Raw genomic sequence first — 23,507 nt, 5'->3', positions numbered from 1 at the left:
GTCCTCGTGACTTCTTTTTTTTGTTTATTTTTATTTTGATGGGGATGAGCATTGACGGGACAGACTTAGCGCGGTAAAGTAAAAGTAATCGGTTATCCAATAAATGGGGAGAGGGTGTAGCGCATGACCACTAGCGGGAAGTTCGCATGGACATGGACGATTCGGGAGGAAGATTTGGAGGAATACGTCCGAATGCATTTGGCGCCTTGGCCAGAAATTATGGAAGAACACAGCAAAGCAGGGATCAGGGATTACTCCATCTTCCAAAATGGCAATCAATTCTTTTATTGCTTTTTATGCGACGACTTGGAAGCCGCTTTTGCTTACTTGGCTGAGAGCGAGGCTTGCAATCGATGGAATGCAATTACGAGCAAAATGGTCGTAGGCTCCTTCGATTTCCGTGAAGCTGTACCGATTCAACCGATGCGCGAAGTTTTTTATTTGGCATAGTACATAAATTACGAAAAGGCTATCCCGGAAGTCATGAAAATGGCGGAGGGATAGCCATTTTTTATGGACCCAGCAGCCGTTATTCAGCCGAATTCGGCTGAATTTGAGATGCTAACGGACTGAGGCGGCGTTATTATTGGATTTTGTTGCTGTTTTAGGCAAATTCATGGTAGGTAGCGGCACTGGAGTCCGTTAGAAGCTAAAACCCGCACACAAGCAGCGAATAAGGTCATCTCAGTCCGTTAGCCAACAGCTGCTGCTCGCAAGAGAGGCAAGTTGGGCGGCTGAAGTACCAAGAATACCGCCAATAGTAGCCAACTAGTTAACGTGCCATGAACCCCATCAACAGTGCCTCGTCCGTCACTCCCCTCAAGTAGCTAGCTTTCTGTAACGGACCCAGCAGCCGTTATTCAGCCGAATTCGGCTGAATTTGAAGTGCTAACGGACTGAGGCAGCGTTATTATTGGATTTTGTTGCTGTTTTAGGCAAATTCACGGCCAATAACGGCACTGGAGTCCGTTAGAAGCTAAAACCCGTTCAAAAGCAGCAAATAGCGTCATCTCAGTCCGTTAGCCGACAGCTGCTGCTCGCAAGAGGAAAGCTGGCAGGCGCCTTCCCCCTACGAAGTTTTCGCTTGTTGGATGGCGGCTTCGACGTAGGCTCTGAGCGTTTTAATAAAAGTACGCATCGCATATCCGACATACCTGTCACTGCGGTAGATGAGACAAATGTCCTGGGAAGGTGTTGGCTGGCGCAGGCTAACCACTTTTATCTCTTTGTTTGGAAGGGTATCGAGCAGCAGGCGTGGCAGCACACAGGCACCAATTCCGCTCTGCACCATTTGGAGGAGGGAGGATAATGTTGTAGTCACCATATGCGGCTGCAGAGTAAACCCTTTCTCCATGCAGAAGCGGTCAATCAGTTTACGGCATTGATGGTCTGGAGGAAACATGACCATTTTTAAGTCATTCAGCTTGCTCAGTGGGATGAAATTCTCATCGGCAAGGGGATCATTCCTACTTATAGCCAACGAAAATTCTTCGTGAAATAGAGGGATGGAGGTGAGCCTCTCATCGCTGACAGGTCCAATCGTGACGCCAACATCGATGCTGCGGTCCAGTACTTGTTCCGTGACTCTCGTGGTTTCCATCAGTGAGAGCGTAATGGTGGGATAGGTCTGATGGAAACTCAGGAGCAAGGCGTTAAACAGGAGATCCGCATCACCAGGCAAAACACCGATGGATAACGATCCGCCTTGCATCTGCTTCAGATCGGCAATAGCATCGTTCGCTTGCTTCAGATGTCCAAACACAGCAGCACCATGTTCTTGCAGAATGGCTCCTGCTTCTGTGAGGACGATTGTTTTGCCAACTCGATCGAAAAGGAGAACGCCTAATTCTTCCTCCAATCTTCTAATCTGTTGGCTGATGTTGGGAGCGCTCACGCCCATTTTATCGGCGGCTCTCGTGAAATGAAGTTCTTCACAAATCGCCATAAAGTATTGCAGCTGCTTTAACTCCATAGCTCACACTCGCTTTCAAAAACATCGCTGAAGATGGAAGGCATTTTCAATTTAAGAGATTTCTAATCCTTATTGTTGCTTCCTCTTGTTTCTCTGTCAATGCATGATCATTAACTTATACTTAACGTTTCGGTAATTTGTACTGCATTGATGGTACCTCCCGTGAAATCTATACTAAAAGCATACCAAATGCTTCTCACCCAAAAGGAGGAATTCAAATGTCAGAAACCATTATCAGCACGGCAAAAACAGTACGCCAAGTGGTACTTCACAAGGTACAGGGCATCCCGGAAGAACTATTTGATATTCAAGCAGATTCCTACAATAACACGATTCGCTGGAATGTTGGACACATGGTTTATTGGATGGACGCTTATATGAAGATCGGGTTTGCGAAGGATTCGATGATTCCTGAAAGCTATGCTACATTCTTCAATTCCGGGACATCGCCGGCAAGCTGGACCCACATTCCACCATCTAAAGAAGAACTCATCGTCCAGTTATCCGCCCAGCTAAACCAAATAAGCGAGTTATCCCCAGAGAGTCTCGAGGTTACATTCGAAAATCCATTGCCATTTGGACCGCTCACATTTTATAAAGTAGGGGAGTTGCTCAATTTCGGAGTCGTTCACGAAGGGATGCATCTTGCAACCTGCGATTGTTTACTCAAGGTGATTCAAAGTAAAAGCATGCAAGCATAAACAACATAAGCCGGGGCATGGCTCAACCATGCTTCGGTTTTTTTTAAATGAAAAATGAGGTTGCACTAGTAAGCGATGTCATGGATACTTATGGTATGAAATTGACAATTCGATCAATGCCAAAAATATCCAAGAGGTGAACAGCTTGCCATACAAATTTCCGCCTGTTAGTCCTAAGCTTCCTGTTTTCATGCATGGCGCCGATTACAATCCCGATCAATGGCAGCATGATCCGCAGGTGCTTGAAGAAGATATTCGTTTAATGAAGCTTGCCAAATGCAATGTAATGGCTGTCGGCATTTTTGGTTGGACCGCTCTTGAACCGGAAGAAGGGGTGTTTACCTTCGAATGGTTGGACCGCGTGCTGAATACCTTTGCCGAGAATGGCATCTACGCCTGGTTGGCTACCCCAAGCGGGGCAAGGCCGGCATGGATGGCGGAGCAATATCCGGAAGTGCTGCGCGTTGGCGCTAATCGTGTGCGCAATCTTTTTGGTGCACGCCATAACCATTGCTACACCTCCCCTGTTTATCGTGAGAAAGTAACGGAGATGAATCGAAGATTGGCTGAACGCTATTCTCAGCATCCAGTCGTTGTAGGTTGGCATATCTCCAATGAATATAGCGATGATTGTCATTGTGATTATTGCCAAGAGGCATTCCGCGGATGGCTGCAAAGCAAATACGGAACACTTGACGCGTTGAACCAGGCATGGTGGACAAGCTTCTGGAGCCACACGTATACAAGCTGGTCGCAAATCGAATCCCCGGCACCACACGGCGAGAAACTTGTGCATGCCATGAATCTCGATTGGAAACGCTTCGTGACAGACCAGACGGTTGACTTCTGCCGACATGAGATCGCTCCCCTGAAAGCCATCAACGCAGAACTTCCTGTGACAGCTAATCTCATGGACGCTTACGAAGGGTTGAACTACTGGAAGTTCACGGATGTGCTGGACGTAATCTCTTGGGATGCGTATCCAACTTGGCATCATGCCAAGGATCAAAGCAGCTTGGCCGCATGGTTCTCGCTCAATCATGACATGTTCCGATCCCTGCGTGGTGGACAACCGTTTCTGCTGATGGAGAGCACGCCGAGCACCACGAATTGGCAGCCCGTTTCCAAGCTGAAGCGGCCGGGTATGCATCTGCTATCCTCTTTGCAGGCTGTCGCTCACGGCTCGGATTCTGTGCAATATTTCCAGTGGCGCAAAAGCCGTGGCTCCAGCGAGAAGCTTCATGGCGCAGTAGTCGATCATGTCGGTCATGAGCACACACGCGTATTCCGTGATGTTGCAGAGCTAGGCGGTCATCTTGAGCAGCTGACGGAAATTTTGGGTACGACCGTGCCGGCGGAAACTGCCGTCATTTTCGACTGGGAGAACCGTTGGGCCGTGAAAGATTCGCAAGGTCCACGCAATATGGGAATCAACTATGAGCAGACGGTTCTAAGTCATTATCAAGCTTTTTGGGATCAGGGCGTCCCGGTTGATGTCATTGATATGACAGGTGATTTTAGCAAATACAAGCTCGTTGTCGCTCCAATGCTTTATATGGTTCGTCCTGGAGTTGGAGAGAGGATTGAACAATTCGTTGCTGGTGGAGGCACTTTTGTAGCCACGTACTGGTCGGGCGTCGTCGATGAAAACGATTTGTGCTTCCTTGGCGGATTCCCAGGGCCGCTTCGTCAAACGCTTGGTATTTGGTCGGAAGAAATCGACGGGCTTTACGATCAGGATGAAAATCAAATCATCTGCAACGAGGGGAACCCGCTTGAACTAACTGGAGCTTTTAAGGTTCGTGAGCTGTGCGAGCTGATCCACTTGGAAGGGGCTCAGACCCTTGCTGTCTATGGTGAAGATTTCTATGCGGGCATGCCAGCCCTGACCGTTAATCGTTTTGGACAAGGAAAAGCTTACTACATGGCAGCTCGTGCGGAGCAATCGTTCCAGAACAGCTTCTATAAGCAGATTATAAAAGAGGCCAATATCAAGCCAGCTTTACAAACGGAACTGCCTCACCAGGTGACAGCACAAATCCGCACAGATGGGGTGCATGATTTCATTTTCCTGATGAATTTCAGCGACCAAGATCAGACGGTTTTGCTCGATGAACAATCCTATTCCGACATGCTTATTTCGGATGGAACAGCGGAGTCAGGTACCGTCAATTCAAGCATAGTACTTCAATCTTACGGGGTGCGAGTTCTGAAGCGAAGCAGGTCGTAGGCCGATAAATGGGGTGTTGGGATTTATTTCCAGCATCCTTTTTTTATGCAGTTAGAGGGAATGGCGCCCTCCACCGCGAAGAATCAGTGCTACAAGACCTTACACAGAAAGAAAAGTGGTGAACTTTACATGAAAACGGGCTTCCGCCTCTGGTTCGATGAAATTCGTAATATGCGGATTAAAGCGAAGCTGTTTCTGCTTATTACCATTACAATGGCTGTCAGCTCCAGCATTTCACTGGTAGGCTTACAGATCGCCTTTTCGATGTATGATCAGCAAATTTACGAGAAATCGTCGCAAGTTCTGAATCTTTCCTCCACGTTAATTGAAAATGAGTTGAACAAAGTGGAGCGGCTGACGTTCAGCATCATGTCGGATGAGCAAATTCAGCAGCATTTGATTGTGATGAATTCGAATGAATCGGATTATATCCGCATTCAGTCCCGCGCCAAGCTCGTAGACCGGCTGGTCCAGTATATCAACTCGGAGACGTATATTTCAGCCGCGGATATTACTGATGTGATGGGAAATAGCTACTCCAGCGGAAATTTGACAACGCTTTCTCCCGAGCGGAAAGCTCTGATCCAAGAAACTTCGGATCGCGGAGCGGGCAGCTTGGGTTGGGTAAATCCGGATGAGCAGGATTACAGCCTTATTGCAACAAGGCAAATCCGATCTTCGGACAATTTGGAGTTGAAGAAGCTTGGCAGCCTGGTGCTGCATGTCAATTTGGACAAGATGGTGAATCAATATGCGAGGGAAGCTGTAACCCGCGACGGCGAGCTCATTATTGTCTCCAAGGGGACTTTAGTTTATCCGAGGTCTGTGAGCATGAAGTCATTGATTAGTGAAAACAGTCCAGTCGGAGCTTCCGTGAGGGGATTTCGCATTATTGAACAGGATGGCGAGAAATATTTCGTGTCTCACATTCATTCCGATTATTTGGGCTGGACCTATTACAATACGCTGCCGTTTCAAACGATTTTTTATAATCTGACATTGATGAAAAATTGGATGATCGCCGCATTCCTTATTTCTTTCTTTCTGCTCGTTGGTTTCGGGATGGCGGTTGCGCGAAGCGTTACTCGTCCCATTGAAGGCTTAATAAGCAATATGCGGGGGCTGCAAATCGGCGATCTGGAAAATTCGGAGCTTCCGCCAATTGCACCGATTTCGCAGCAGATGGATGAAGTTGGGCTGCTTCAGCGGACGTACCGGATGATGATTGTGCGCATACAGGAATTGATCAAAGAGAACTACACGAAGCAGCTCATTATCAAAGAGACGGAGTTTCGCTCCTTACAAGCGCAGATCAACCCGCATTTTCTGTATAACACATTGGAGTCGATCAATTGGATTTCCAAGATGAATGGGCAGCAGCAAGTTTCGCAAATGGTGGAATCGCTGGGTTATCTGCTTCGTTCATCGATTAGTTTAAAGCAGGATATGATTCCGATTGAAGACGAACTGAAGCTTGTGCAGCATTATATTACGATTCAAAAGGTGCGTTTCGAGGAGCGGTTGGATTTCCGGCTCGACGTTCCGGAAGCTTTGCGAGGTCATTGCATTCCGAAGCTGACGCTGCAGCCTTTGCTCGAAAATGCGATTAAGTATGCGGTCGAGGTCATGCTGGAACCTTGTATCATTCACATTTGGGGGCGGGAGGAAGGCGATGCTGTCTTTCTAATCGTAGAAGATAATGGTCCAGGGATTGATGAGGCTTATTTGGAAAAAATCCTGACAGGGGAGCGCCAATCCAAAGGCACAGGCATCGGCCTGAAAAATATTGACGAACGGATTAAGCTGACGTTTGGCGAAGAGTTCGGTATTCAAGTAGAGAATCGCACGGATGGCGGCGCACGTATTACCATTCGAATTCCGATGACGAAAAGAGGGTAACGACGATGTATAAAGTGTTATTGGTTGATGATGAACGGATGATTCTGGAAGGGATTTCATCCATTGTGGATTGGCAATCGGTTGATACCGAGCTTATAGGAACCGCCCGCAACGGGATTGAGGCTTACGCTTTTGTGTGTGAACACGAGCCGGATATTGTGATCAGTGATATTCGGATGCCTGGCATGGACGGCTTGCAGTTAGTCGCCAAAGTCAAGGAAACACATCCTCATACGCGCTTCATCATGCTTTCGGGTTTTGATGAATTCGAATATGCACAAATTGCGATGCAGCATGGCGTTAAACACTACTTGTTGAAGCCGTGCAACGAGAACAGCATTTTGAAAGCGCTTAGTGAAATTGCTGCCGAGTACAAACAGGAGGAGAGCAAAGAAGGTTTCATTCAGTCGATGAAAGCCAATTTGCAGAAAGTGCTTCCGCATGTCAAAGAGCAATTCTTGAAGGAATTCGTGACGAATAAATCGTATGGCAGCCGCGACTGGGAATATTATCAGGATTTATTCGGACTGCATGTCAGCGGCAGGAAAGTTCGATTGTTGTTATTCCGGCTGGAAGACAAGTTTGAATATGAGCATTTATTTGCTGTGAAAAATATTGCCGAAGATATTCTCGATGAACCGCTCCTGAGCTCTACTATCGCGGAGCAAATTTTGGTCATGATCGAGGATCAGGAAGATATGACACGGCTGCAGGAGCAAATTGAAGAAATTCGGCGTATTTTCATGCTGTATTACAAAATCGATACCACCGCTGCTCTAAGCGAGTCCGGGGAAATCGGGGAAGCCAGAAAATTGTATCTGCAAGCGATAGATTGCTTGAGCCACCGTTTTTATCTGGGTGAAGGCGGCCTTATCACGATGCGCGACATTTTGGGATCTGCGCAGCCGAGTCAAGCCCAGTTTGTTTTTGATGAAGATCGCATTCTATTTCCGATCCGCGCAGGAAACTGGGAAGAAGCTGAAGCTAGTATTGAAGCGTTTCAAGACCTTCTTGTGAACTCCCGATTGGACATTCAGACGACAAAATCGTATGTCATTCAAAGCTTTATTTCCATGACAAGGTTATGTGCAGAACCACAAATGCACCAGTATATGGGGCTTATTGGCCATATTTCACAGATGGAAACACTGCAGGCGAGCATCCAGCTGCTGAAGCAAACCGCTTCTGAAATTACTCACGCCATTTTTGAACAGAACAGAAATAAGCATTCCCAGGTCATTCAGAAGGTGATCGATATTGTGAACGCGGAGCTCTCGAATGCCGAGCTGTCACTCAACTGGGTAGCGCACAAAATGCTGTATATGAACCCGGATTATTTGGGCAAATTGTTCAAAAAAGAGACGGGCGAGCGTTTCTCTAACTACGTTGTCACGGTAAGAATTCGAAAAGCTATGGAGATGATCAAATCGAATGATGATGTCAAAATGTTCGAGTTAGCCGAACAATTGGGCTTCGGCGATAACCCGCAGTATTTTTCACAGGTGTTCAAAAAGATTGCCGGCTGCGCGCCATCCGAGTATAAGAAGCTGACGATGTAGGCCCGTATTCACTGTTTTTTGAACATTTAACGCGGTAAATTAGATTCAATTTTTGCTTCTGCGAGCCCATAATAAGAGATGTGGCGCAGGGTACACAGGAGGACGCTAACAATGAAACGCAGACGTTTACCGGCCATGCTTCTCATTCCATTGATTTTCGCCATCATCGGATGCAGCGCGAAACAACCATCTGCCGATGGAAACCCGAGGAACATGGAGTCTGATAGAAGCACTTCCAAACAAGAAATTAAGCTGCGAATTGCCTGGTGGGGCGGTCAATCCAGACATGACTACACGTTGAAGCTGATTGCCATGTACCAGGAGCTGAATCCTAACGTGAAAATTGATACGGAATATGCCGGCTTTGATGACTTCTGGAAAAAGCTAGCGCCACAAGCTGCGGCCAATCAATTGCCTGATATTATCCAGATGGATATCTCGTATCTAACCCAATATGCAACAAAGGATCAATTAGTAGATTTGTCCGAGCTGACGAATAACGGAACGATCGATGTGCGATCAGCATCACCCGAGACGATTGATTCCGGACGAGTGGACGGGAAGCTGTACGGCATCCCGTTAGGTGTTAATGCGATGGGGACCACCTATGATGCCGCCATGTTGAAGGAGGCGGGGATCTCTGCCATCCCGAAGAACTGGACCTGGTCCGATTTGGAGCAAATCGCCAAGCGGATGAAGGCAAAAGGGAAAGTGCTCGACCATATGCGCTTTGACCAGTTTTTCCCATACTATCTGCGTACGCAAGATCAGCACTATTTTAGTCAGGATGGTACGAGTCTTGGATTTAGCGATCCACGCTATTTTATAGATTACTTCACCATGTACCTAGAGTGGTATGAAGCGGGCTATATGCGCGACTGGGACAAAGAGTCATTGTCCAAGCTGACGCCTGAGGAGAATCCGATTGCGCTAGGGGATGGCTTCATGACGATGGCGTGGTCGAATCAATTCACGTCGCTGCAGGAAGCCGCCAAGAAACCGCTCAGCTTAACCGGACTGCCGGGACCGAACGGGAACCAAGGGCTTTACTTAAAGCCAACGATGTTGTTCTCCATCGCCAAAAGCTCCAAACAAAAGACGGAAGCCGCCAAATTCATCTCATGGTTTTTAAATGATTTGGAGGCTAATAAATTAATCAAAGGCGATCGGGGGATTCCGATTTCCTCGAAGGTCAAGGAAGGCTTAAAGCCAACGCTCTCTGAAGAAGAATTGAAAGTGTACGATTATGTGACTTGGGTGGAGAAGAACAGCAGCCCCATGGATCCTCCTGATCCGATCGGGTCCGCAGAAGTAAGCAAGCTGCTCCGCGATATGCAAGAGCAAATCTTGTTTCGCAAGCTTACGGTGGAAGAGGCCGCTGCCAAATTCATGAGTGAAGCCAATGCCATTTTAGCGAAAAATAAGAAGTAAGTATGGATAGTTTGACACAAGTTACAGGTATAAAAGGGTGGCTCTAATCCGGCTGCCCTTCCAAATACACAGAAAATGATAAGCATAAAGGAGTGGAATTATGAAACTACGTGAAAATGATCACATAGTCGGCTATGTGTTTGTCTCACCTTTCATTCTTGGTTTTTTGATCTTCACGCTGTTTCCCATGTTTTCTTCGCTCTATTTCTCATTCACGGAGTATGATTTATTGTCTCCGCCGCGATGGGTAGGATTTGCGAATTACGAGAAGATGTTTACTAGTGATGACAAAATCATAGATTCAATTCGCGTGACGCTAATCTACGTGCTTACATCCGTTCCAATGCGTCTGATCATTGCCTTATTGGTAGCCATGCTGCTCAATCGTGCTGCAAGAGGAATTGGCTTATACCGAGCTACCTACTACTTGCCTTCGTTGATTGGCGGAAGCGTAGCAGTATCTATCATGTGGCGTCAAATTTTCGGTGACAAAGGGTTAATTAATGCGTTTCTCGGCAGCATTGGTATCCACACCACCACTTCTTGGATTGGCTTGCCGGCTACGGCGCTTGGCACGTTGGTGCTCTTATCGGTCTGGCAGTTCGGTTCATCAATGCTTATCTTTCTAGCTGGACTTAAAAATATTCCAGGCACTTACTACGAGGCGGCAAGCGTGGACGGAGCAGGACCTGTTCGCAAATTTTTTCACATCACACTGCCTTTGTTAAGTCCAATTATCTTGTTTAATCTCATTTTGCAAACGATTTCGGGCTTCTTAACCTTCACGCCGGCCTATATCATTTCGAACGGTGAAGGCGGTCCGCTTAACAATACGCTGTTATATTCACTGTATTTATTCCATCGCGCATTTGTCTTCTTTGAAATGGGTTATGCGTCAGCAATGGCTTGGTTCATGCTCATCTTAATCGGGCTCATCACCTTGGTTATTTTCAAAACATCAAAATATTGGGTTCATTACGAGAGCTAGGAGGGATCTGACATGGTTTTTCGAGCAAAAAATTTGAAAAAAGTGCTGTATCATCTGTTCGTCTGCCTCATCGCGCTTACTGCGATTTATCCGATTCTCTGGCTGGTCGCCAGTTCCTTTAAGCCAAATGATGAGATTTATACAACGGCAACCTCACTGATTCCCAGCCGGCTGGAGTGGAGCAACTATGTATCCGGTTGGAAGGGATTTGCGGGCATCACGTTTGCGACCTTCATGAAAAACAGCTTCATTATCGTGATTCTTTCAACGATTGGCGCTGTGGCTTCTTCCGCTCTTGTCGGATATGGCTTCGCTCGCATCAAATTTGCAGGAAGCAAGTTCTGGTTCGCCATGGTGATGTTGACGCTGCTGCTGCCTCAAGATGTAACGATTATCTCGCAGTATATTTTGTTCGCCAAAATTGGCTGGTTATCGAGCTTTAAACCGATTATTGTGCCGCAGTTTTTCGGAATTCCGTTCTTTATCTTTCTGATTATGCAGTTTATCCGCACGATTCCGCCTGAGCTTGATGAAGCCGCGAAAATGGACGGCTGCAGCAAATACAGCATTTTCTACAAAATCATTATCCCGCTTATCGTCCCGGCTCTCGTGACATCGGCAATCTTCTCCTTCTACTGGAGATGGGACGATTTCTACACGCCGTTGCTTTACTTAAATAATGCCCAGCTGTATCCAGTATCCCTAGCGCTTAAGCTATTCTTGGACAGCGAATCCTTAAATAACTGGGGCGGTATGTTCGCGATGTCGACGTTGTCGCTAGTTCCGATTTTCGTTGTGTTTATGATTTTCCAAAAATATATTGTTGATGGAATATCGACGAGCGGTTTGAAAGGGTAATGAGAATGAATGCTCATTTGATCAATAACCAGCTACAGGGAGGAAATGAAGAGATGCCAGCTTTACAATTTGATCCGGATGAGATTCGCGAAGTCATTGACCGCGTTGTGCATAGAACGTTCCGCATGGACTTTAATTGGGATTGGCCAGGCGGCGTAGCTTTTTATGGGGTGACGGAAGCCTATGAAGCAACCGGAAATAAAGAGTATCTTCAACTGTTAAAAGAATGGGTCGATGAGAAGCTGGAAGACGGGCTGCCCAAGTTGTCCGTCAACGGCATCTCGATCGGTCACTCGTTGTTAACCTTGTACAAGGAAACCGGGGAAGAGCGGTATATGGAAATCGCTACGCAAATGGCGGACTTCCTGAAGCATGAGGCGGAGCGTTTTGGAGACGGCATTTTCCAGCATACTGTGAATTCGGAAACGTACAATTTCCCAGAGCAGGCATGGGTGGACACGATGTTCATGGCGGGTTATTTCCTGGTGCGGATCGGTTCGATGCTGAATCGTGAGGATTATTTCGAGGACGGCTTGAAGCAGTACCACGGCCATGAAAATGTGCTGCAGGATGCTGCGACGAACTTGTATTACCATGGCTGGGACAATTTGGCGCAAAACCACATGTCAGGCATTTATTGGGCACGCGGCAACTCGTGGGCTGCCATTACGATGGCACGCGCATTGAGGCTCGTACATGTGACGCATCCTTCTTTTATGATTATTGAAGGTTCTCTGCGTGATCAATTAAGCGCACTCGTGCGGTTACAGGATGAAAGCGGATTATGGCATACCGTTCTGACGGATAAGGATGCGTATTTGGAAACATCCGGTTCCGCAGGTATCGCGGCCACCCTCATCGGTGCAGGGCCGTTATACAATAAATATACAAACAAGTCGATCAAGGGGATTCTTTCATGTATAACAGATGACGGTACAGTCACGGGCGTGTCTGCCGGAACAGCGGTGATGCGGGATATTGACGGCTACAAAGGAGTTCCCTACAAACGGATTCAAGGCTGGGGTCAAGGATTGGGACTGATTTTCTTATCCTCGTTACTAAACCGCAGGGACTGGTAAATGATGAACATACATTTGAAATTCGACTTTGGTCCTGAACAGAGTGGTGCGAAAGAGGGTTTCACGAAAATTAGCCATGATTCTTTTTATCATGAGAGTAACGGCGGCTATGGGTTTAGGGTTGGCTCAGAGGTATATGAGAGGGATCGCGGGAGACCGGAAGCGCTTCGTCAAGACTTTTGCATTCCTGTGGGCGCTGTGTTTCTTGTCGATTTGCCGAATGGCAATTACACGATTCACACACTGATGGGGGATCTCATTACCGCAACGGTTACGGGCTTGAAGGTAGGGCAGGGAAGGCTGCTGCTTTCGGAATGCCGAACGGCGGCCGGGGAGTTCGTGTCCAGCAGCTTTAGCGTCCATGTAGCAGATGGGCAATTGAGGCTTGCCTTCTCAGGCGCTGCACCGCGCATCAATGCGCTCGAGATCGTTTCGGCGCCTCAAGCTTCTACCTTATATTTGGTTGGCGACTCCACGGTAACCGATCAGCCCGAGGATGGATATCCGTACACCGGCTGGGGACAAATGTTGCCGCTGTTCATCAAATCGGATGCCGCTGTATCGAATCACGCGATGTCCGGCCGCAGCTCCAAGAGCTTCCTGAGCGAAGGACGGTTTACGCCGATTCTTGATACGATGAATGCGAATGATTATTTATTCATTCAATTTGGGCATAACGATCAAAAGTTGGATGAGGAGCGGGCGACCTCCCCTTTTACCACGTATAAAGAGCATCTCCTGATTTATATTCAGGAGGCTCGAACGCGGGGAGCTGTTCCCATTCTGGTGACGCCAGTGCAGCGGAGATTTTTTGATGAAGCTGGCAAAATCGTCGACACCCACGGCGAGTATATCGAAGCTATGAAACAGCTGGCCGAAGAGGCGGATGTTCTGCTCATTGATCTGGCGGAAGCCAGCAAGCAATTGTTCGAAGCGCTCGGTCCTGAGGAAACCAAATCCTTGTTCATGTGGGCCTGGCCCGGGGAGTTTCCTAACTTCCCAAAAGGAGCAGAGGATAATACGCATTTTCAAGAAAAAGGCGGTATCGCTATCGCCGAGCTAGTCGTTGCGTGTATTCGAAAGCAACAGATACAGCCGCTTTCACGCTATCTGCGGTAAGCGTTGAGGAGATTCTAATAGAACCAGGTGGATCCGTCTGAAACAGGCGTGGTTTACCTGGTTTTTTCGTTTGGGCGGGCACGTTATTTTCTGGGAAATAACGCCTTGTTGTTCGTGCTACGTCATGCGGTGGCTTTTGTACAACAAAAAGCCTGCGTAATCAAGCTACTTTACCTACCTTCCACGATCCAACCGTTCTACTCAACATTTGCAACCTTCCACCTCACCAGACACAGAAAGACTAGCGAAAAATTCCGCTAAGGCTGTTCATAAGGGAACTGGCGTCCTCTATTTCGAAGAAATCGAGCAATTTCCTCGATGAGCGGAACTACAGGGTCTTATCTGACCCCTGCGACAGGCATTTTGGTCGAAATTCGTGGAATAGAGGCCCACAGTTCCCTTTCGCCCAGAAAACATGTGTTTTCCGAGAAATAGCGCCCTGTAGTTCCCGAATATCAAATCCGTAGGTCCAGTAGAAGTCAAATGATTGGACGGTTTAACATGAAAAAGCCGCGCGCATGCCAGAGGGGTATGCGCTTTTCTGCACGCTCCTGCCTATGCATGAATACACTGGAGTAACAATTCCACAAACGGGCAATGGGGAGGAAAACAGATGAGAAGAAAGTTAACGGTAAAGAGGGACCAACGTGACTTTCGCGACTATTTTTACCGAAGTGCCAATTATGTCCGTGAATCTCAGCTGCCCGGCAAAGTCGACCTGCGGAGCAAGCTTTCTCCAATTGTCAATCAAGGGAATTTAGGATCTTGCACGTCGAATGCCATTGTAAGCGGATTACGTGAATATTGGCTGCGTCAAGAAAGCGATTCAGCGCTTCGATTATCCCGGCTTTTTCATTATTGGCATGAGCGGCAATTAGAAGGCACGGTAAGTAGGGACTCTGGCGCAACGGTCCGCGACGGGATGAAAGTGCTTCAGAAAATCGGTGTTTGCCCGGAAAGCGAATGGCCGTATCAAATTGCCAAATATAAAGAGAAGCCGGATAAAGAGGCTGAACAAACGGCAGGAAATTATCGCATCGGCAGTTATCATCGCATTCACGATCTGGCGGGAATCAAAGCGGCTTTGGCAGACGGTCAGCCTGTTGTTTTCGGCATATGGCTGTATAGCTCTTTTGAAAGCCTGCCGGTTATCCGAACAGGACGTGTCCCTTATCCAGATCGAAAAAAAGAAATGCTGCTAGGCGGGCACGCTATGCTGGCTGTTGGGTACAGAGACGGCAAGAAGAAAGGCCAAGGCGTAATGATCGTCCGCAACTCTTGGGGAAAAAGTTGGGGAGATCAAGGCTACTGTTATTTGCCTTATTCCTTTTTCAAAAACAATGTGCTGACCTTCGATTATTGGACCGGAAAATAAAGTGGTGCTTCTAGGAGGGAATAAGCTGTGATAAGTGTTGAAGACGCGAATAAAATCATTGCCTTTTTATCTGCGGCATACATGGCAACGGAGGACCCGCAGGCAAGAGATGAGTTTCACCGTTTAGCGAATGAATTGAGGAAAGCTTCCGGCCAACCGACACAATAAGGAAGATTTAACGGAAACGATCTGAAACAAGGGGCGGCTCACATGCCAAAAGAAGATCATCTCAAATTGCTTATTTTAGTGCTTTTTGTATTACTTGCCCTCATTCTCCTCATGATGTATTAAAAAGCAAAAACAGCCGGTACACGAGAGCGTTTCTCGTAAGTATCGGCTGTTTTTGTGTTCAGACTAGAAGCCTTTGTATTGCGGCTCTTCGTTTTCCAATTGCTGCACCCTGGAGGAAACTTGATTCACAATGTCTTGGGCAGCCATCGCGGCAGTTTCATACAGTTGTTTAGCTTCCTGATTCTGCGTAGACAACGCAAAGGTCTCTAGGCTGGCTTGCGCGCTTTTGAGGGAGGCTAGTGTTGTTTTTACTTGAGCAGCTACAGTCATGGTAGACACCTCTTCATTTGAATTTGGATTGCAACCAAAGAGAGCATAACGATTTCACTTGTTTGCGCTCATTAATATACCCTTTCTCTTCGTTCTCATAATTGACAATTAAATACAAATCAATTCAATGATAGCACTCGCTTATTTTGCACATAATGACTTTGTTTGGAGCACTAAGAAAGAGAGGGGAACGGGCCCGTGGCAGATTGGCTACATATCGTTATTAGAGCATTTAGCGCGCTAGTTATTCTGTTTGTACTGACACGAATCCTTGGTAAGAAACAAATATCTCAACTGACGTTCTTCGAATATGTGATAGGTATCACGCTAGGTGACTTGGCTGGTGTCATTTCAACGGATGTAGAAAGCAACTTTATGCATGGGGTTATTGCCATATTGGTCTGGTGTCTTGTGCCGTTTATCTTGGAGCTGCTAACACTCAAGAGCAAGACGCTGCGTACGTGGTTTGAAGGGAAAGGCACAGTGCTCATCAAAGATGGGAAGGTGCTTGAGGATAATTTGAAAAAGGAGCGGTACACAGGGGACGAGCTTCTTGAGCAGCTGCGTACGAAAAGTGTTTTCCGAGTGGCGGATGTGGAGTTTGCGATGCTCGAATCCAGCGGTGATCTGAGTGTTTTGCTCAAAAGCGAGTCACAGCCTCTGACGCCCAAGCATCTGGGGATGAAGCTGGGAACAGAAAAGCCGACCCAAACGGTCATTATGGATGGTGTGATCCAAAAGGAGCCGCTGGCTGCAGCAGGGAAAGGAATGGGATGGCTGCAAACGGAACTGGATAAGCTAGGAGTAACGAAAGAAAATGTGTTTCTTGGCCATGTAGACACCAACGGCGAATTAACCGTTGATCTCTATGATGACAAGCTGCAAGTGCCTCAGCCGAGCGAAAGACCTGCGCTTCTTGCAACTCTGAAGAAATGCGAAGCGGATCTTGAGCTGTATTCCTTAACAACGAAGCATCCTGATGCGAAAAAAATGTATCAAGACAGCTCCGTGGTGATGACGAAGGTCATTCAGGATCTTCATACCCTGTTAAGATCCTAATCAAGCAGGAGGGAAAGTATGGCCAACAATAAGAAGAAAAATCTAACAATGACCCAACAGGAATATCAGGAATTAGCAAAACGGATTGAACCCAAGAGACCTGTTTTGAAAAATTGCCTTAGAGCTTTTTTAGTTGGCGGCACGATTTGCTTAATTGGTGAGTGCTTTATGCAAATGTTTATCAATTGGTTCGGGTTTACTGAGAAAACAGCCGGCAACCCTACCGTGGCTGTTATGATTATCATTTCGGTCATTTTAACAAGCTTTGGCATCTACGATAAAATTGCTCAGTGGGCTGGGGCCGGCAGCGCAGTTCCTGTTACAGGATTCGCGAACTCCCTTTGCTCTGCTGCAATTGAGCACCGGGCTGAGGGATTAGTCCTTGGTGTAGGCGGGAATATGTTCAAATTAGCGGGCTCTGTCATCGTTTTTGGCACCGTGGCAGCTTTCATTGTGGGACTCTTGCATCTAATCATAATGGGTGGGGGCTGATGCTATGCTGAAAGGGCATCAAAGCTGGGTTTTCGAGAATCGTCCGGTCATTCTGTCCACAGGGACTGTAGTTGGACCTGATGAAGGCGAAGGTCCACTGGCGGAAGACTTTGACATCGTGCATGGCGATCTGACGGTCGGCCAGAAGACGTGGGAGAAAGCGGAGAAAGCGCTGCTTGAGGAAGCCGCGCAGCATGCCCTTGATAATGCCGGGCTCACGGGCGGCCAAATTCAGTTCTATATTGGAGGCGATCTGATGAATCAGATCATCTCCAATACGTTCGCGGCACGCACGCTGGGCATGCCGTATCTTGGCATCTTCGGCGCTTGCTCGACCTCAATGGAAGGGCTGGCGCTTGCCGCGCAGTTAATGGATTCAGGCGCGGCCAATTATATAATGGCAGGCACCTGCAGCCACAACTGCACGGTGGAGAAGCAGTTCCGTTATCCGACGGAATACGGATCGCAGAAGCCGCCGACCGCGCAATACACCGTGACCGGCGCTGGAGTGGCCGTGCTCGGGAAGACGGGGGATGGCCCCGTCATCACCTCGGCAACGATCGGCAGGGTTGTGGATATGGGGATCACAGACCCTTTCAATATGGGCGCAGCGATGGCTCCGGCTGCGGTGGATACGATCCAGGCTCACTTCCGCGATTTGGGCCGCGAGCCGGGTTATTATGATCTCATTGTAACCGGGGATCTGGCTGCGGTCGGTTCCGAGATTGCACGTGAACTGTTCGAAAAGCACAAGGTTCCGATTGAACAAACGACGTATGATGACTGCGGCTTAATGATCTATCAGCGGGACACGCAAAATGTGCAAGCCGGAGGCAGCGGCTGCGGCTGCTCCGCAACCGTCACCTATGGGCATCTCCTCAAACGCATGAAGAAAGGAGAGCTGAAGCGCATCCTTGTTGTTGCTACAGGAGCTTTGCTGTCACCGCTCTCCTTCCAGCAAGGGGAAAGTATCCCGTGTATCGCGCATGCAGTTTCTATTGAGTCTGGAGGGTTGTACGCATGAACTTTTTTTGGGCTTTTGTCATTGGCGGTGCTATCTGTGTCTTCGGGCAGCTTCTAATGGATGTTGGGAAGCTGACGCCGGCGCATACCATGAGTACGCTTGTCGTCCTTGGAGCTATTGCGGATGGTTGCAATTTATATGACCCATTTATTGAATTTGCGGGTGCGGGAGCAACCGTCCCGATTACCAGCTTTGGTAATGCCCTCGTGCATGGGGCGCTGGAAGAGCTGCACAAGGACGGTTACATCGGGATCATAACCGGGATTTTCAAAGTGACCAGCGCGGGTATCTCGGCCGCGATTATTTTCTCGTTTATTGCCGCCGTATTTGTTAAGCCAAAGGGATAGAAACGATCTGCAACAAGTGCAGCAAATTGATTGGTGTAATCGCCTTACACCTTCAAATTGCTGCACTTTTTTCTTTTGCAACGCCGCCAAATGCACATGGGTAATTTTAACAAATAAATTTAGAGGAATTACAAGTATACGGACGAAAAACTTTGCTGTAAACTGGATTTACGCACTTTTTCTCTTCTATTTTAAGAATTACGGTCATTTTGGCGTTTTTTTGCGCCTGGCGGTCGTGACAAGATGAGGTTTTAATGCCGTGCAGCATACGCTTACGAAGTAAGTTTTCTTACGAAAACTCTAAGGAGGATTAAGTCATGGAAACTGCCACCCATCATCATGTAGAAGTTTTAACAAGACTGAAAACGAATTTAGAATCCTGCATACTCGGCAAGAGCGCTGAGATTGAATTACTGCTGACTGCGATGCTGGCCGGCGGACATGTGTTGCTCGAAGATGTGCCTGGTACTGGCAAGACCGTGCTGATCAAAGCCCTCGCCCGTTCCATCGACGGCCAATTCCGTCGCATTCAGTGCAATCCCGATTTATTGCCTTCGGATATTACCGGTGTTTCTATATATCATCCCAAAGAAGAAAAATTCCTGTTTCGCTCAGGACCGATCATGGCGAATATTTTACTTGTCGACGAAATCAATCGCGCAACGACCAAAACACAATCGGCACTGCTGGAAGCCATGGAAGAGCAGCACATTACGGTAGACGGCGATATCCATGAGCTGCCTTCTCCTTTTCTCATGCTGGCCACTCAGAATCCCATTGATTTCGAAGGCACGTATATTCTGCCGGAAGCGCAGCTTGACCGCTTTATGATTAAGCTTAGTTTGGGTTATCCGAGCGAAGCTGCCGAGAAACAGATGATTGCTTCGCAAATCAAAGCGCATCCGATGGAAGCCTTGCATGCGGTGATGGATACGTCGGAAGTACTGGCAGCACAAGAGCAAGCGCGCAGGGTACATATGGATGACGCGGTATCGGATTACTTAGTTAATATCACCAGGAAAACGCGCGACCATCACGCTGTATTTCTGGGCGCAAGTCCACGTGCCACGCTTTCGCTTGTGTTAGCGTCCAAGGCATATGCGTTCTTAAAAGGCAGAGACTATGTCATTCCAGATGACATCAAGTACCTTGCGCCTTTTGTGCTCGGTCACCGAATGATCCTTCATTCCGAAGCACGCATGGATGGAGCTACCGTTAACTCCGTGCTCGGTTCGATTTTCGAGCAGGTTCGCGTGCCGGTTCGATTGGAGAAGTGAGCCTATGACTCGACCGGTATTCAAACGATTCGGGGAACGTCCCCGGTTTCCGGCTCCTTTATGGCTACTGATCTCCTGCTTTACGGCTAGCTTATTCTTCATGCTATTCCAAGGAGGAAAGCTGGCCTCCATGCTGTTTATTATCATCACTCTTTTGGCGATCTACTTGCTCGCAGGCAACTGGAGCGGCATTAGACGCGCTCAAGGGACGCGCAAGCTTTCCATTCAAGGGCAAGATGCACAGCTTGAAGCGGGTCAATCGCTGCAAATCGGCATTGGCGTACAAATTCCTGGTTTTTGGCCGATTCCTTATATGATTATCAAAGATCAATTCATTCGCCAGAGTGGAGAAGAAACCATCTTTGAAGGTTCGCTGATTCCGGACTGGAAGCGCAGGGGAGAATTGTTGTACAGCACGCCTCCACTGCGAAGGGGGTATTACCGGTTTGGCGATACGGAATGTTTGACCGAGGATATCTTTGGCTTCTTCCAGCACAAGGGACGCCTGGAATTGCAGCAATCCGTTACGGTGTATCCGCAAACTGTGGCCATCCGGGAATGGGCGCAATTCCATCAAATGCTCAAAGGCATGCAGCATCATTCTACGACGACAAGAGCGCACCGGGAAACGACGCAAATTAACGGTGTTCGTGAATATATTTACGGGGACCGCTTGTCCCGCATTCACTGGAATGCCACAGCGAAGACCGGGACTTGGAAGTCCAAGGAGTTCGAAAGGGAGTCGCTGCCCAAAACGATCATTTTACTGGATCGCTCGGCTCGTGCCTATGGTGACGCGGCTGAATTTGAACTAGCAGTCTCTGTAGCGGCATCTTTGTTCCGCTATGGGTCCGGCCGCGACTTAGCGCTTGGTTTGCTGTCCATCGGGAAAGAATCCACCTATTTTGAACCGAAACAAAGCCAGAATCACCACAAGCATATTTTAAAACATTTGGTCGGGGTCGAAGCGGACGGCTTTCGCTCTCTGCAGCAAATTTTGAAAGAACATTCGCGGGAACTCCCCGCCGGCTGCTTCTTTGTGCTTATTTCCCCGCAAAAGGGTTCGGTCATGATGCAGGTGCTGACACAACTCGAGCATCTGCAAATGAATCCTTGCCATATGTGGATACATGCTGAACCTTCGCATGCGTTCAAACTGCAGGGTGCGGTTCAGGATAGCGCAAAAGATGATTGGGTTAAGGCGATTCGCTCACAAGGCTATATGGGGTACGAGGTCAGTCAATTAACGGACTTGCCTAACCTGTTGGGAGGGGCGAAACGTTATGCTTAGCTCACTCTGGAAGCGAATTGTTTTTACGGATTGGGAACAGCGCCTTAGTGCGATTCTTACTGGTATTTATCTGTATCAATTTGTGATTTGGATTATGAAGGAAGACGGCTTGTGGCTCCCTGAAACGGTCGTTTTTGTCACAGGAACATTAAGTCTAGCAGCGGTTACGTATCTGATTCCGCATCTTCGCCGCATATGGCGAGTTCTCATTCAATTTGGATTGGTCATTGCGCTTCACATCATCGGGATGGGTTACCATTTCGTTGCCGTAAAAGTGACAACATGGAAGACTGCACTCCGTTGGGTCGCTTTAAACGCAGGTCAGTTAGAGCCATATATTTGGTTTAGCTTAGCTGCTTGGCTTACCTATTTATTTGCTATGTGGTCAGTAAAATCGAGGCTGCGTATTTTCGTTCTCATTGCTGTCAGTATATTGTTTTTTGCCATACGAGATTCCTTCAGCACGATTTTTCTGTGGCCGCAAGTAGCTATGGTCATCTTCTGCGGATTTTCGCTGCTGATGGTTCGCCACTTCGCCAAGCTGAAGAAACGGGCACCTGTTATTTGGGAGACGATTACGGATTATCCCTCATCGCTTCTGCTTCCAGTGGGGCTGATCGTAGCTGTTATTACGCTTGTTGGGTTTCTGGCCCCTACCGTAGAACCGGTCTTAACCGATCCATACACCGCTTATAAGGTGAGTCGGGGAGAATCTGTACCTCTATTAGGGAAAGGGGTAAGCGTGACGGCTTCTACTGCCGATACTTCTTCGGGTTACAGCAGGGATGACAGTCATCTGGGTGGCGGGTTTCAATTTGATTACACACCTGTCATGACGGTTGAAACGAGCAAACGCACCTACTTCCGCGGTGAGACGAGAGCTCAGTATAATGGAAAAGGTTGGGAGCTTAGTCCGAATGAGAAAAAGCTTCCGATGAATCGAGTCAATTTGAATACACTGCCTCTTGATCCGAGATTTGATCTCTCACTGCTGAAAACCCAGGAAGTCACACAAACTGTTGTTATGCAGAGAGAAGATGTGTTTCCGGTACTCTTCGGCGGATATGCCGTTCAGCGTCTGGTGGAAGTGAATCAAGGTGAGAATCCGTTCCAGCGTATTCTATGGTCGCCTCGACAATCTGAGCTCCGGTACACGGGCAGAACGAATTATCCCAAAGAGTATGCCATTATTACTCAAGAGCCTATTTTGGATGTAGCGCAGCTGCGCGAGGTGAAGAATGACTATGCGAATAAGCCGGAATGGGCGGAGTATCTGCAAATACCGGAGGATCTTCCCGAACGAGTCAAACAACTTGCGATCGACATCACTAAATCAGCGACTAATCCTTATGATAAGGCCAAGCTGATTGAGGCTTATCTATCAGCGCATTACCCTTATACGAACACACCGGACGAAAGTAAAGGGAAAAGCAAGGATTTTGTAGATCGATTCTTGTTCGAAATCAAACAGGGATACTGTGATTATTATTCCACGTCAATGGCTGTGCTTACTCGTTCAATCGGAATTCCGACCCGCTGGGTGAAAGGGTACTCATCAGGAACTTCTCCGCAATCTGATCAGATGCGAGAATTTGGTATTTTGAGTCAATTCGGTGAAGACATTGATGCCGACGCTGCCGGTACGTATACAGTCCGGAATTCGGATGCTCATTCCTGGGTTGAAGTGTATTTTGAAGGCTTCGGCTGGATCCCTTTCGAGCCTACTTCCGGTTTTGCGCTTCCGAATGTGTTCCCAGCGGAGACACCTCCGCCTGTTGATCCCACGACAGAGAGCGATCCGGTTACACTGCCTGAAGAGACGAGTCAAGCACCTAGCTTCACTTGGCTATGGTTGACGTTAAGCGGTGTTGGTGCTGCTCTAGTAATTGCTGCTGGCGCTGTATTTTTGCTCAAAAGCAATTATTGGCGAACATGGCGGATGCACAGAAAGCAATTGAAAGCCGTTAATTTTAATCAGAAAATTATCGTGGAATTCGAGAAGCTTCTGCGGATGAGCCGGCGTAAGGGCTATACCAGATTAGAGCATGAAACGATGAGAGAAGCGACGGCCAGGTGGTCAAGCCAGAGCAAATGGATGAAAAAAGATCTGGAAACGGTGTTAGAGCTGTTTGAACGAGCAAAATACAGTCAAAATGTTTCGACCGAAACCGATTATCAAACCGTGAGTCAATCGATTATGAAATTAAAAGAACAAATGAAATAGGTGATGAAAGCCACTTTCCCT

Annotated in this window: 21 protein-coding genes; 19 read left to right on the top strand and 2 right to left on the bottom strand. The window is 47.8% G+C overall.

Going from position 1 to position 23,507, the window contains the following annotated elements:
* The first annotated feature begins 123 nt into the window (after positions 1–123).
* A complete protein-coding gene (locus ACKTT9_RS24835; RefSeq protein WP_157321824.1) occupies positions 124–450 on the top strand; it encodes an L-rhamnose mutarotase in 327 nt (108 codons plus the stop codon).
* 619 nt (positions 451–1,069) lie between these two features.
* Here the strand turns inward: ACKTT9_RS24835 and ACKTT9_RS24830 are convergent.
* Entirely contained in the window at positions 1,070–1,972 is a 903-nt protein-coding gene (locus ACKTT9_RS24830) for a LysR family transcriptional regulator (protein WP_407867993.1), read from the bottom strand.
* A 218-nt stretch (positions 1,973–2,190) separates the two neighbouring features.
* Here ACKTT9_RS24830 and ACKTT9_RS24825 point away from each other — a divergent pair, with 218 nt between their 5' ends.
* The 11 genes from ACKTT9_RS24825 (at position 2,191) to ACKTT9_RS24775 (ending at position 15,379) form a co-directional block, all read left to right on the top strand.
* The gene (locus ACKTT9_RS24825; protein ID WP_407867992.1) at positions 2,191–2,673 is read left to right on the top strand and encodes a DinB family protein; all 483 of its coding nucleotides are present in this window, start codon (positions 2,191–2,193) and stop codon (positions 2,671–2,673) included.
* A gap of 190 nt (positions 2,674–2,863) precedes the next feature.
* Positions 2,864–4,903 carry a beta-galactosidase gene (locus ACKTT9_RS24820; protein ID WP_407873107.1) on the top strand — a complete coding sequence of 680 codons (2,040 nt, stop codon included), beginning with the start codon at positions 2,864–2,866 and terminating at the stop codon, positions 4,901–4,903.
* Positions 4,904–5,032: 129 nt separating this feature from the next.
* Complete coding sequence (locus ACKTT9_RS24815; RefSeq protein WP_181646169.1) at positions 5,033–6,802, top strand: sensor histidine kinase; 1,770 nt, start codon at positions 5,033–5,035, stop codon at positions 6,800–6,802.
* A 5-nt stretch (positions 6,803–6,807) separates the two neighbouring features.
* Entirely contained in the window at positions 6,808–8,361 is a 1,554-nt protein-coding gene (locus tag ACKTT9_RS24810) for a response regulator (RefSeq protein WP_407867991.1), read from the top strand.
* Positions 8,362–8,472: 111 nt separating this feature from the next.
* Entirely contained in the window at positions 8,473–9,792 is a 1,320-nt protein-coding gene (locus tag ACKTT9_RS24805) for an ABC transporter substrate-binding protein (protein ID WP_407867990.1), read from the top strand.
* A gap of 100 nt (positions 9,793–9,892) precedes the next feature.
* Entirely contained in the window at positions 9,893–10,780 is an 888-nt protein-coding gene (locus ACKTT9_RS24800) for a carbohydrate ABC transporter permease (RefSeq protein ID WP_127449952.1), read from the top strand.
* Between the two features lie 12 nt (positions 10,781–10,792).
* Positions 10,793–11,638 carry a carbohydrate ABC transporter permease gene (locus tag ACKTT9_RS24795; protein WP_407867989.1) on the top strand — a complete coding sequence of 282 codons (846 nt, stop codon included), beginning with the start codon at positions 10,793–10,795 and terminating at the stop codon, positions 11,636–11,638.
* 53 nt (positions 11,639–11,691) lie between these two features.
* Complete coding sequence (locus tag ACKTT9_RS24790; RefSeq protein WP_407867988.1) at positions 11,692–12,717, top strand: glycoside hydrolase family 88 protein; 1,026 nt, start codon at positions 11,692–11,694, stop codon at positions 12,715–12,717.
* A gap of 3 nt (positions 12,718–12,720) precedes the next feature.
* Positions 12,721–13,836, top strand: coding sequence for a rhamnogalacturonan acetylesterase (locus tag ACKTT9_RS24785; RefSeq protein WP_407873106.1), 1,116 nt, complete (start codon positions 12,721–12,723; stop codon positions 13,834–13,836).
* A 613-nt stretch (positions 13,837–14,449) separates the two neighbouring features.
* Positions 14,450–15,211: a C1 family peptidase gene (locus ACKTT9_RS24780; RefSeq protein ID WP_407867987.1), complete on the top strand. Its 762-nt coding sequence runs from the start codon at positions 14,450–14,452 to the stop codon at positions 15,209–15,211.
* A gap of 27 nt (positions 15,212–15,238) precedes the next feature.
* Positions 15,239–15,379 (top strand): N-acetylmuramoyl-L-alanine amidase, encoded by a 141-nt coding sequence (locus tag ACKTT9_RS24775; protein WP_127449942.1) that lies wholly within the window; start codon positions 15,239–15,241, stop codon positions 15,377–15,379.
* A gap of 186 nt (positions 15,380–15,565) precedes the next feature.
* Here ACKTT9_RS24775 and ACKTT9_RS24770 read toward each other — a convergent pair whose 3' ends face one another.
* Complete coding sequence (locus ACKTT9_RS24770) at positions 15,566–15,772, bottom strand: DUF1657 domain-containing protein (protein ID WP_127449940.1); 207 nt, start codon at positions 15,770–15,772, stop codon at positions 15,566–15,568.
* 198 nt (positions 15,773–15,970) lie between these two features.
* On the opposite strand from ACKTT9_RS24770, the gene ACKTT9_RS24765 reads away from it, so the two are divergent.
* The 7 genes from ACKTT9_RS24765 (at position 15,971) to ACKTT9_RS24735 (ending at position 23,486) form a co-directional block, all read left to right on the top strand.
* Complete coding sequence (locus ACKTT9_RS24765) at positions 15,971–16,831, top strand: DUF421 domain-containing protein (RefSeq protein WP_407867986.1); 861 nt, start codon at positions 15,971–15,973, stop codon at positions 16,829–16,831.
* An 18-nt stretch (positions 16,832–16,849) separates the two neighbouring features.
* Positions 16,850–17,323 carry a stage V sporulation protein AC gene (spoVAC, locus tag ACKTT9_RS24760; protein ID WP_157321810.1) on the top strand — a complete coding sequence of 158 codons (474 nt, stop codon included), beginning with the start codon at positions 16,850–16,852 and terminating at the stop codon, positions 17,321–17,323.
* A 4-nt stretch (positions 17,324–17,327) separates the two neighbouring features.
* Positions 17,328–18,347, top strand: coding sequence for a stage V sporulation protein AD (gene spoVAD, locus ACKTT9_RS24755; RefSeq protein ID WP_127449935.1), 1,020 nt, complete (start codon positions 17,328–17,330; stop codon positions 18,345–18,347).
* Entirely contained in the window at positions 18,344–18,694 is a 351-nt protein-coding gene (spoVAE, locus tag ACKTT9_RS24750) for a stage V sporulation protein AE (RefSeq protein WP_127449933.1), read from the top strand. The genes spoVAD and spoVAE overlap by 4 nt, the downstream gene beginning before the upstream one ends.
* Positions 18,695–19,011: 317 nt before the next feature.
* Entirely contained in the window at positions 19,012–19,971 is a 960-nt protein-coding gene (locus ACKTT9_RS24745; protein WP_127449931.1) for a MoxR family ATPase, read from the top strand.
* Positions 19,972–19,975: 4 nt separating this feature from the next.
* A complete protein-coding gene (locus ACKTT9_RS24740) occupies positions 19,976–21,262 on the top strand; it encodes a DUF58 domain-containing protein (RefSeq protein WP_407867985.1) in 1,287 nt (428 codons plus the stop codon).
* Positions 21,255–23,486, top strand: a complete 2,232-nt coding sequence (locus ACKTT9_RS24735) for a DUF3488 and DUF4129 domain-containing transglutaminase family protein (RefSeq protein ID WP_407867984.1) — start codon at positions 21,255–21,257, stop codon at positions 23,484–23,486. The genes ACKTT9_RS24740 and ACKTT9_RS24735 overlap by 8 nt, the downstream gene beginning before the upstream one ends.
* Positions 23,487–23,507 lie beyond the last annotated feature (21 nt).

Source organism: Paenibacillus sp. P36 (assembly GCF_045866505.1).
Lineage (GTDB): Bacteria > Bacillota > Bacilli > Paenibacillales > NBRC-103111 > Paenibacillus_E > Paenibacillus_E chondroitinus.
The sequence above is the reverse complement of the archived record's forward strand: the minus strand, read 5'-3'. Positions and strand labels throughout refer to the sequence as shown.

Bases quoted from the DNA above. Each gene is read 5' to 3' on its own strand.
- ACKTT9_RS24830 (WP_407867993.1), bottom strand. From the start codon at position 1,972: ATGGAGTTAAAGCAGCTGCAATACTTTATGGCGATTTGTGAAGAACTT.
- ACKTT9_RS24735 (WP_407867984.1), top strand. From the start codon at position 21,255: ATGCTTAGCTCACTCTGGAAGCGAATTGTTTTTACGGATTGGGAACAG.
- ACKTT9_RS24740 (WP_407867985.1), top strand. From the start codon at position 19,976: ATGACTCGACCGGTATTCAAACGATTCGGGGAACGTCCCCGGTTTCCG.
- ACKTT9_RS24770 (WP_127449940.1), bottom strand. From the start codon at position 15,772: ATGACTGTAGCTGCTCAAGTAAAAACAACACTAGCCTCCCTCAAAAGC.
- ACKTT9_RS24800 (WP_127449952.1), top strand. From the start codon at position 9,893: ATGAAACTACGTGAAAATGATCACATAGTCGGCTATGTGTTTGTCTCA.
- ACKTT9_RS24825 (WP_407867992.1), top strand. From the start codon at position 2,191: ATGTCAGAAACCATTATCAGCACGGCAAAAACAGTACGCCAAGTGGTA.
- ACKTT9_RS24790 (WP_407867988.1), top strand. From the start codon at position 11,692: ATGCCAGCTTTACAATTTGATCCGGATGAGATTCGCGAAGTCATTGAC.
- spoVAC (WP_157321810.1), top strand. From the start codon at position 16,850: ATGGCCAACAATAAGAAGAAAAATCTAACAATGACCCAACAGGAATAT.
- ACKTT9_RS24815 (WP_181646169.1), top strand. From the start codon at position 5,033: ATGAAAACGGGCTTCCGCCTCTGGTTCGATGAAATTCGTAATATGCGG.
- ACKTT9_RS24785 (WP_407873106.1), top strand. From the start codon at position 12,721: ATGAACATACATTTGAAATTCGACTTTGGTCCTGAACAGAGTGGTGCG.
- ACKTT9_RS24745 (WP_127449931.1), top strand. From the start codon at position 19,012: ATGGAAACTGCCACCCATCATCATGTAGAAGTTTTAACAAGACTGAAA.
- ACKTT9_RS24780 (WP_407867987.1), top strand. From the start codon at position 14,450: ATGAGAAGAAAGTTAACGGTAAAGAGGGACCAACGTGACTTTCGCGAC.
- spoVAD (WP_127449935.1), top strand. From the start codon at position 17,328: ATGCTGAAAGGGCATCAAAGCTGGGTTTTCGAGAATCGTCCGGTCATT.
- ACKTT9_RS24805 (WP_407867990.1), top strand. From the start codon at position 8,473: ATGAAACGCAGACGTTTACCGGCCATGCTTCTCATTCCATTGATTTTC.
- ACKTT9_RS24820 (WP_407873107.1), top strand. From the start codon at position 2,864: ATGCATGGCGCCGATTACAATCCCGATCAATGGCAGCATGATCCGCAG.
- ACKTT9_RS24810 (WP_407867991.1), top strand. From the start codon at position 6,808: ATGTATAAAGTGTTATTGGTTGATGATGAACGGATGATTCTGGAAGGG.
- spoVAE (WP_127449933.1), top strand. From the start codon at position 18,344: ATGAACTTTTTTTGGGCTTTTGTCATTGGCGGTGCTATCTGTGTCTTC.
- ACKTT9_RS24795 (WP_407867989.1), top strand. From the start codon at position 10,793: ATGGTTTTTCGAGCAAAAAATTTGAAAAAAGTGCTGTATCATCTGTTC.
- ACKTT9_RS24835 (WP_157321824.1), top strand. From the start codon at position 124: ATGACCACTAGCGGGAAGTTCGCATGGACATGGACGATTCGGGAGGAA.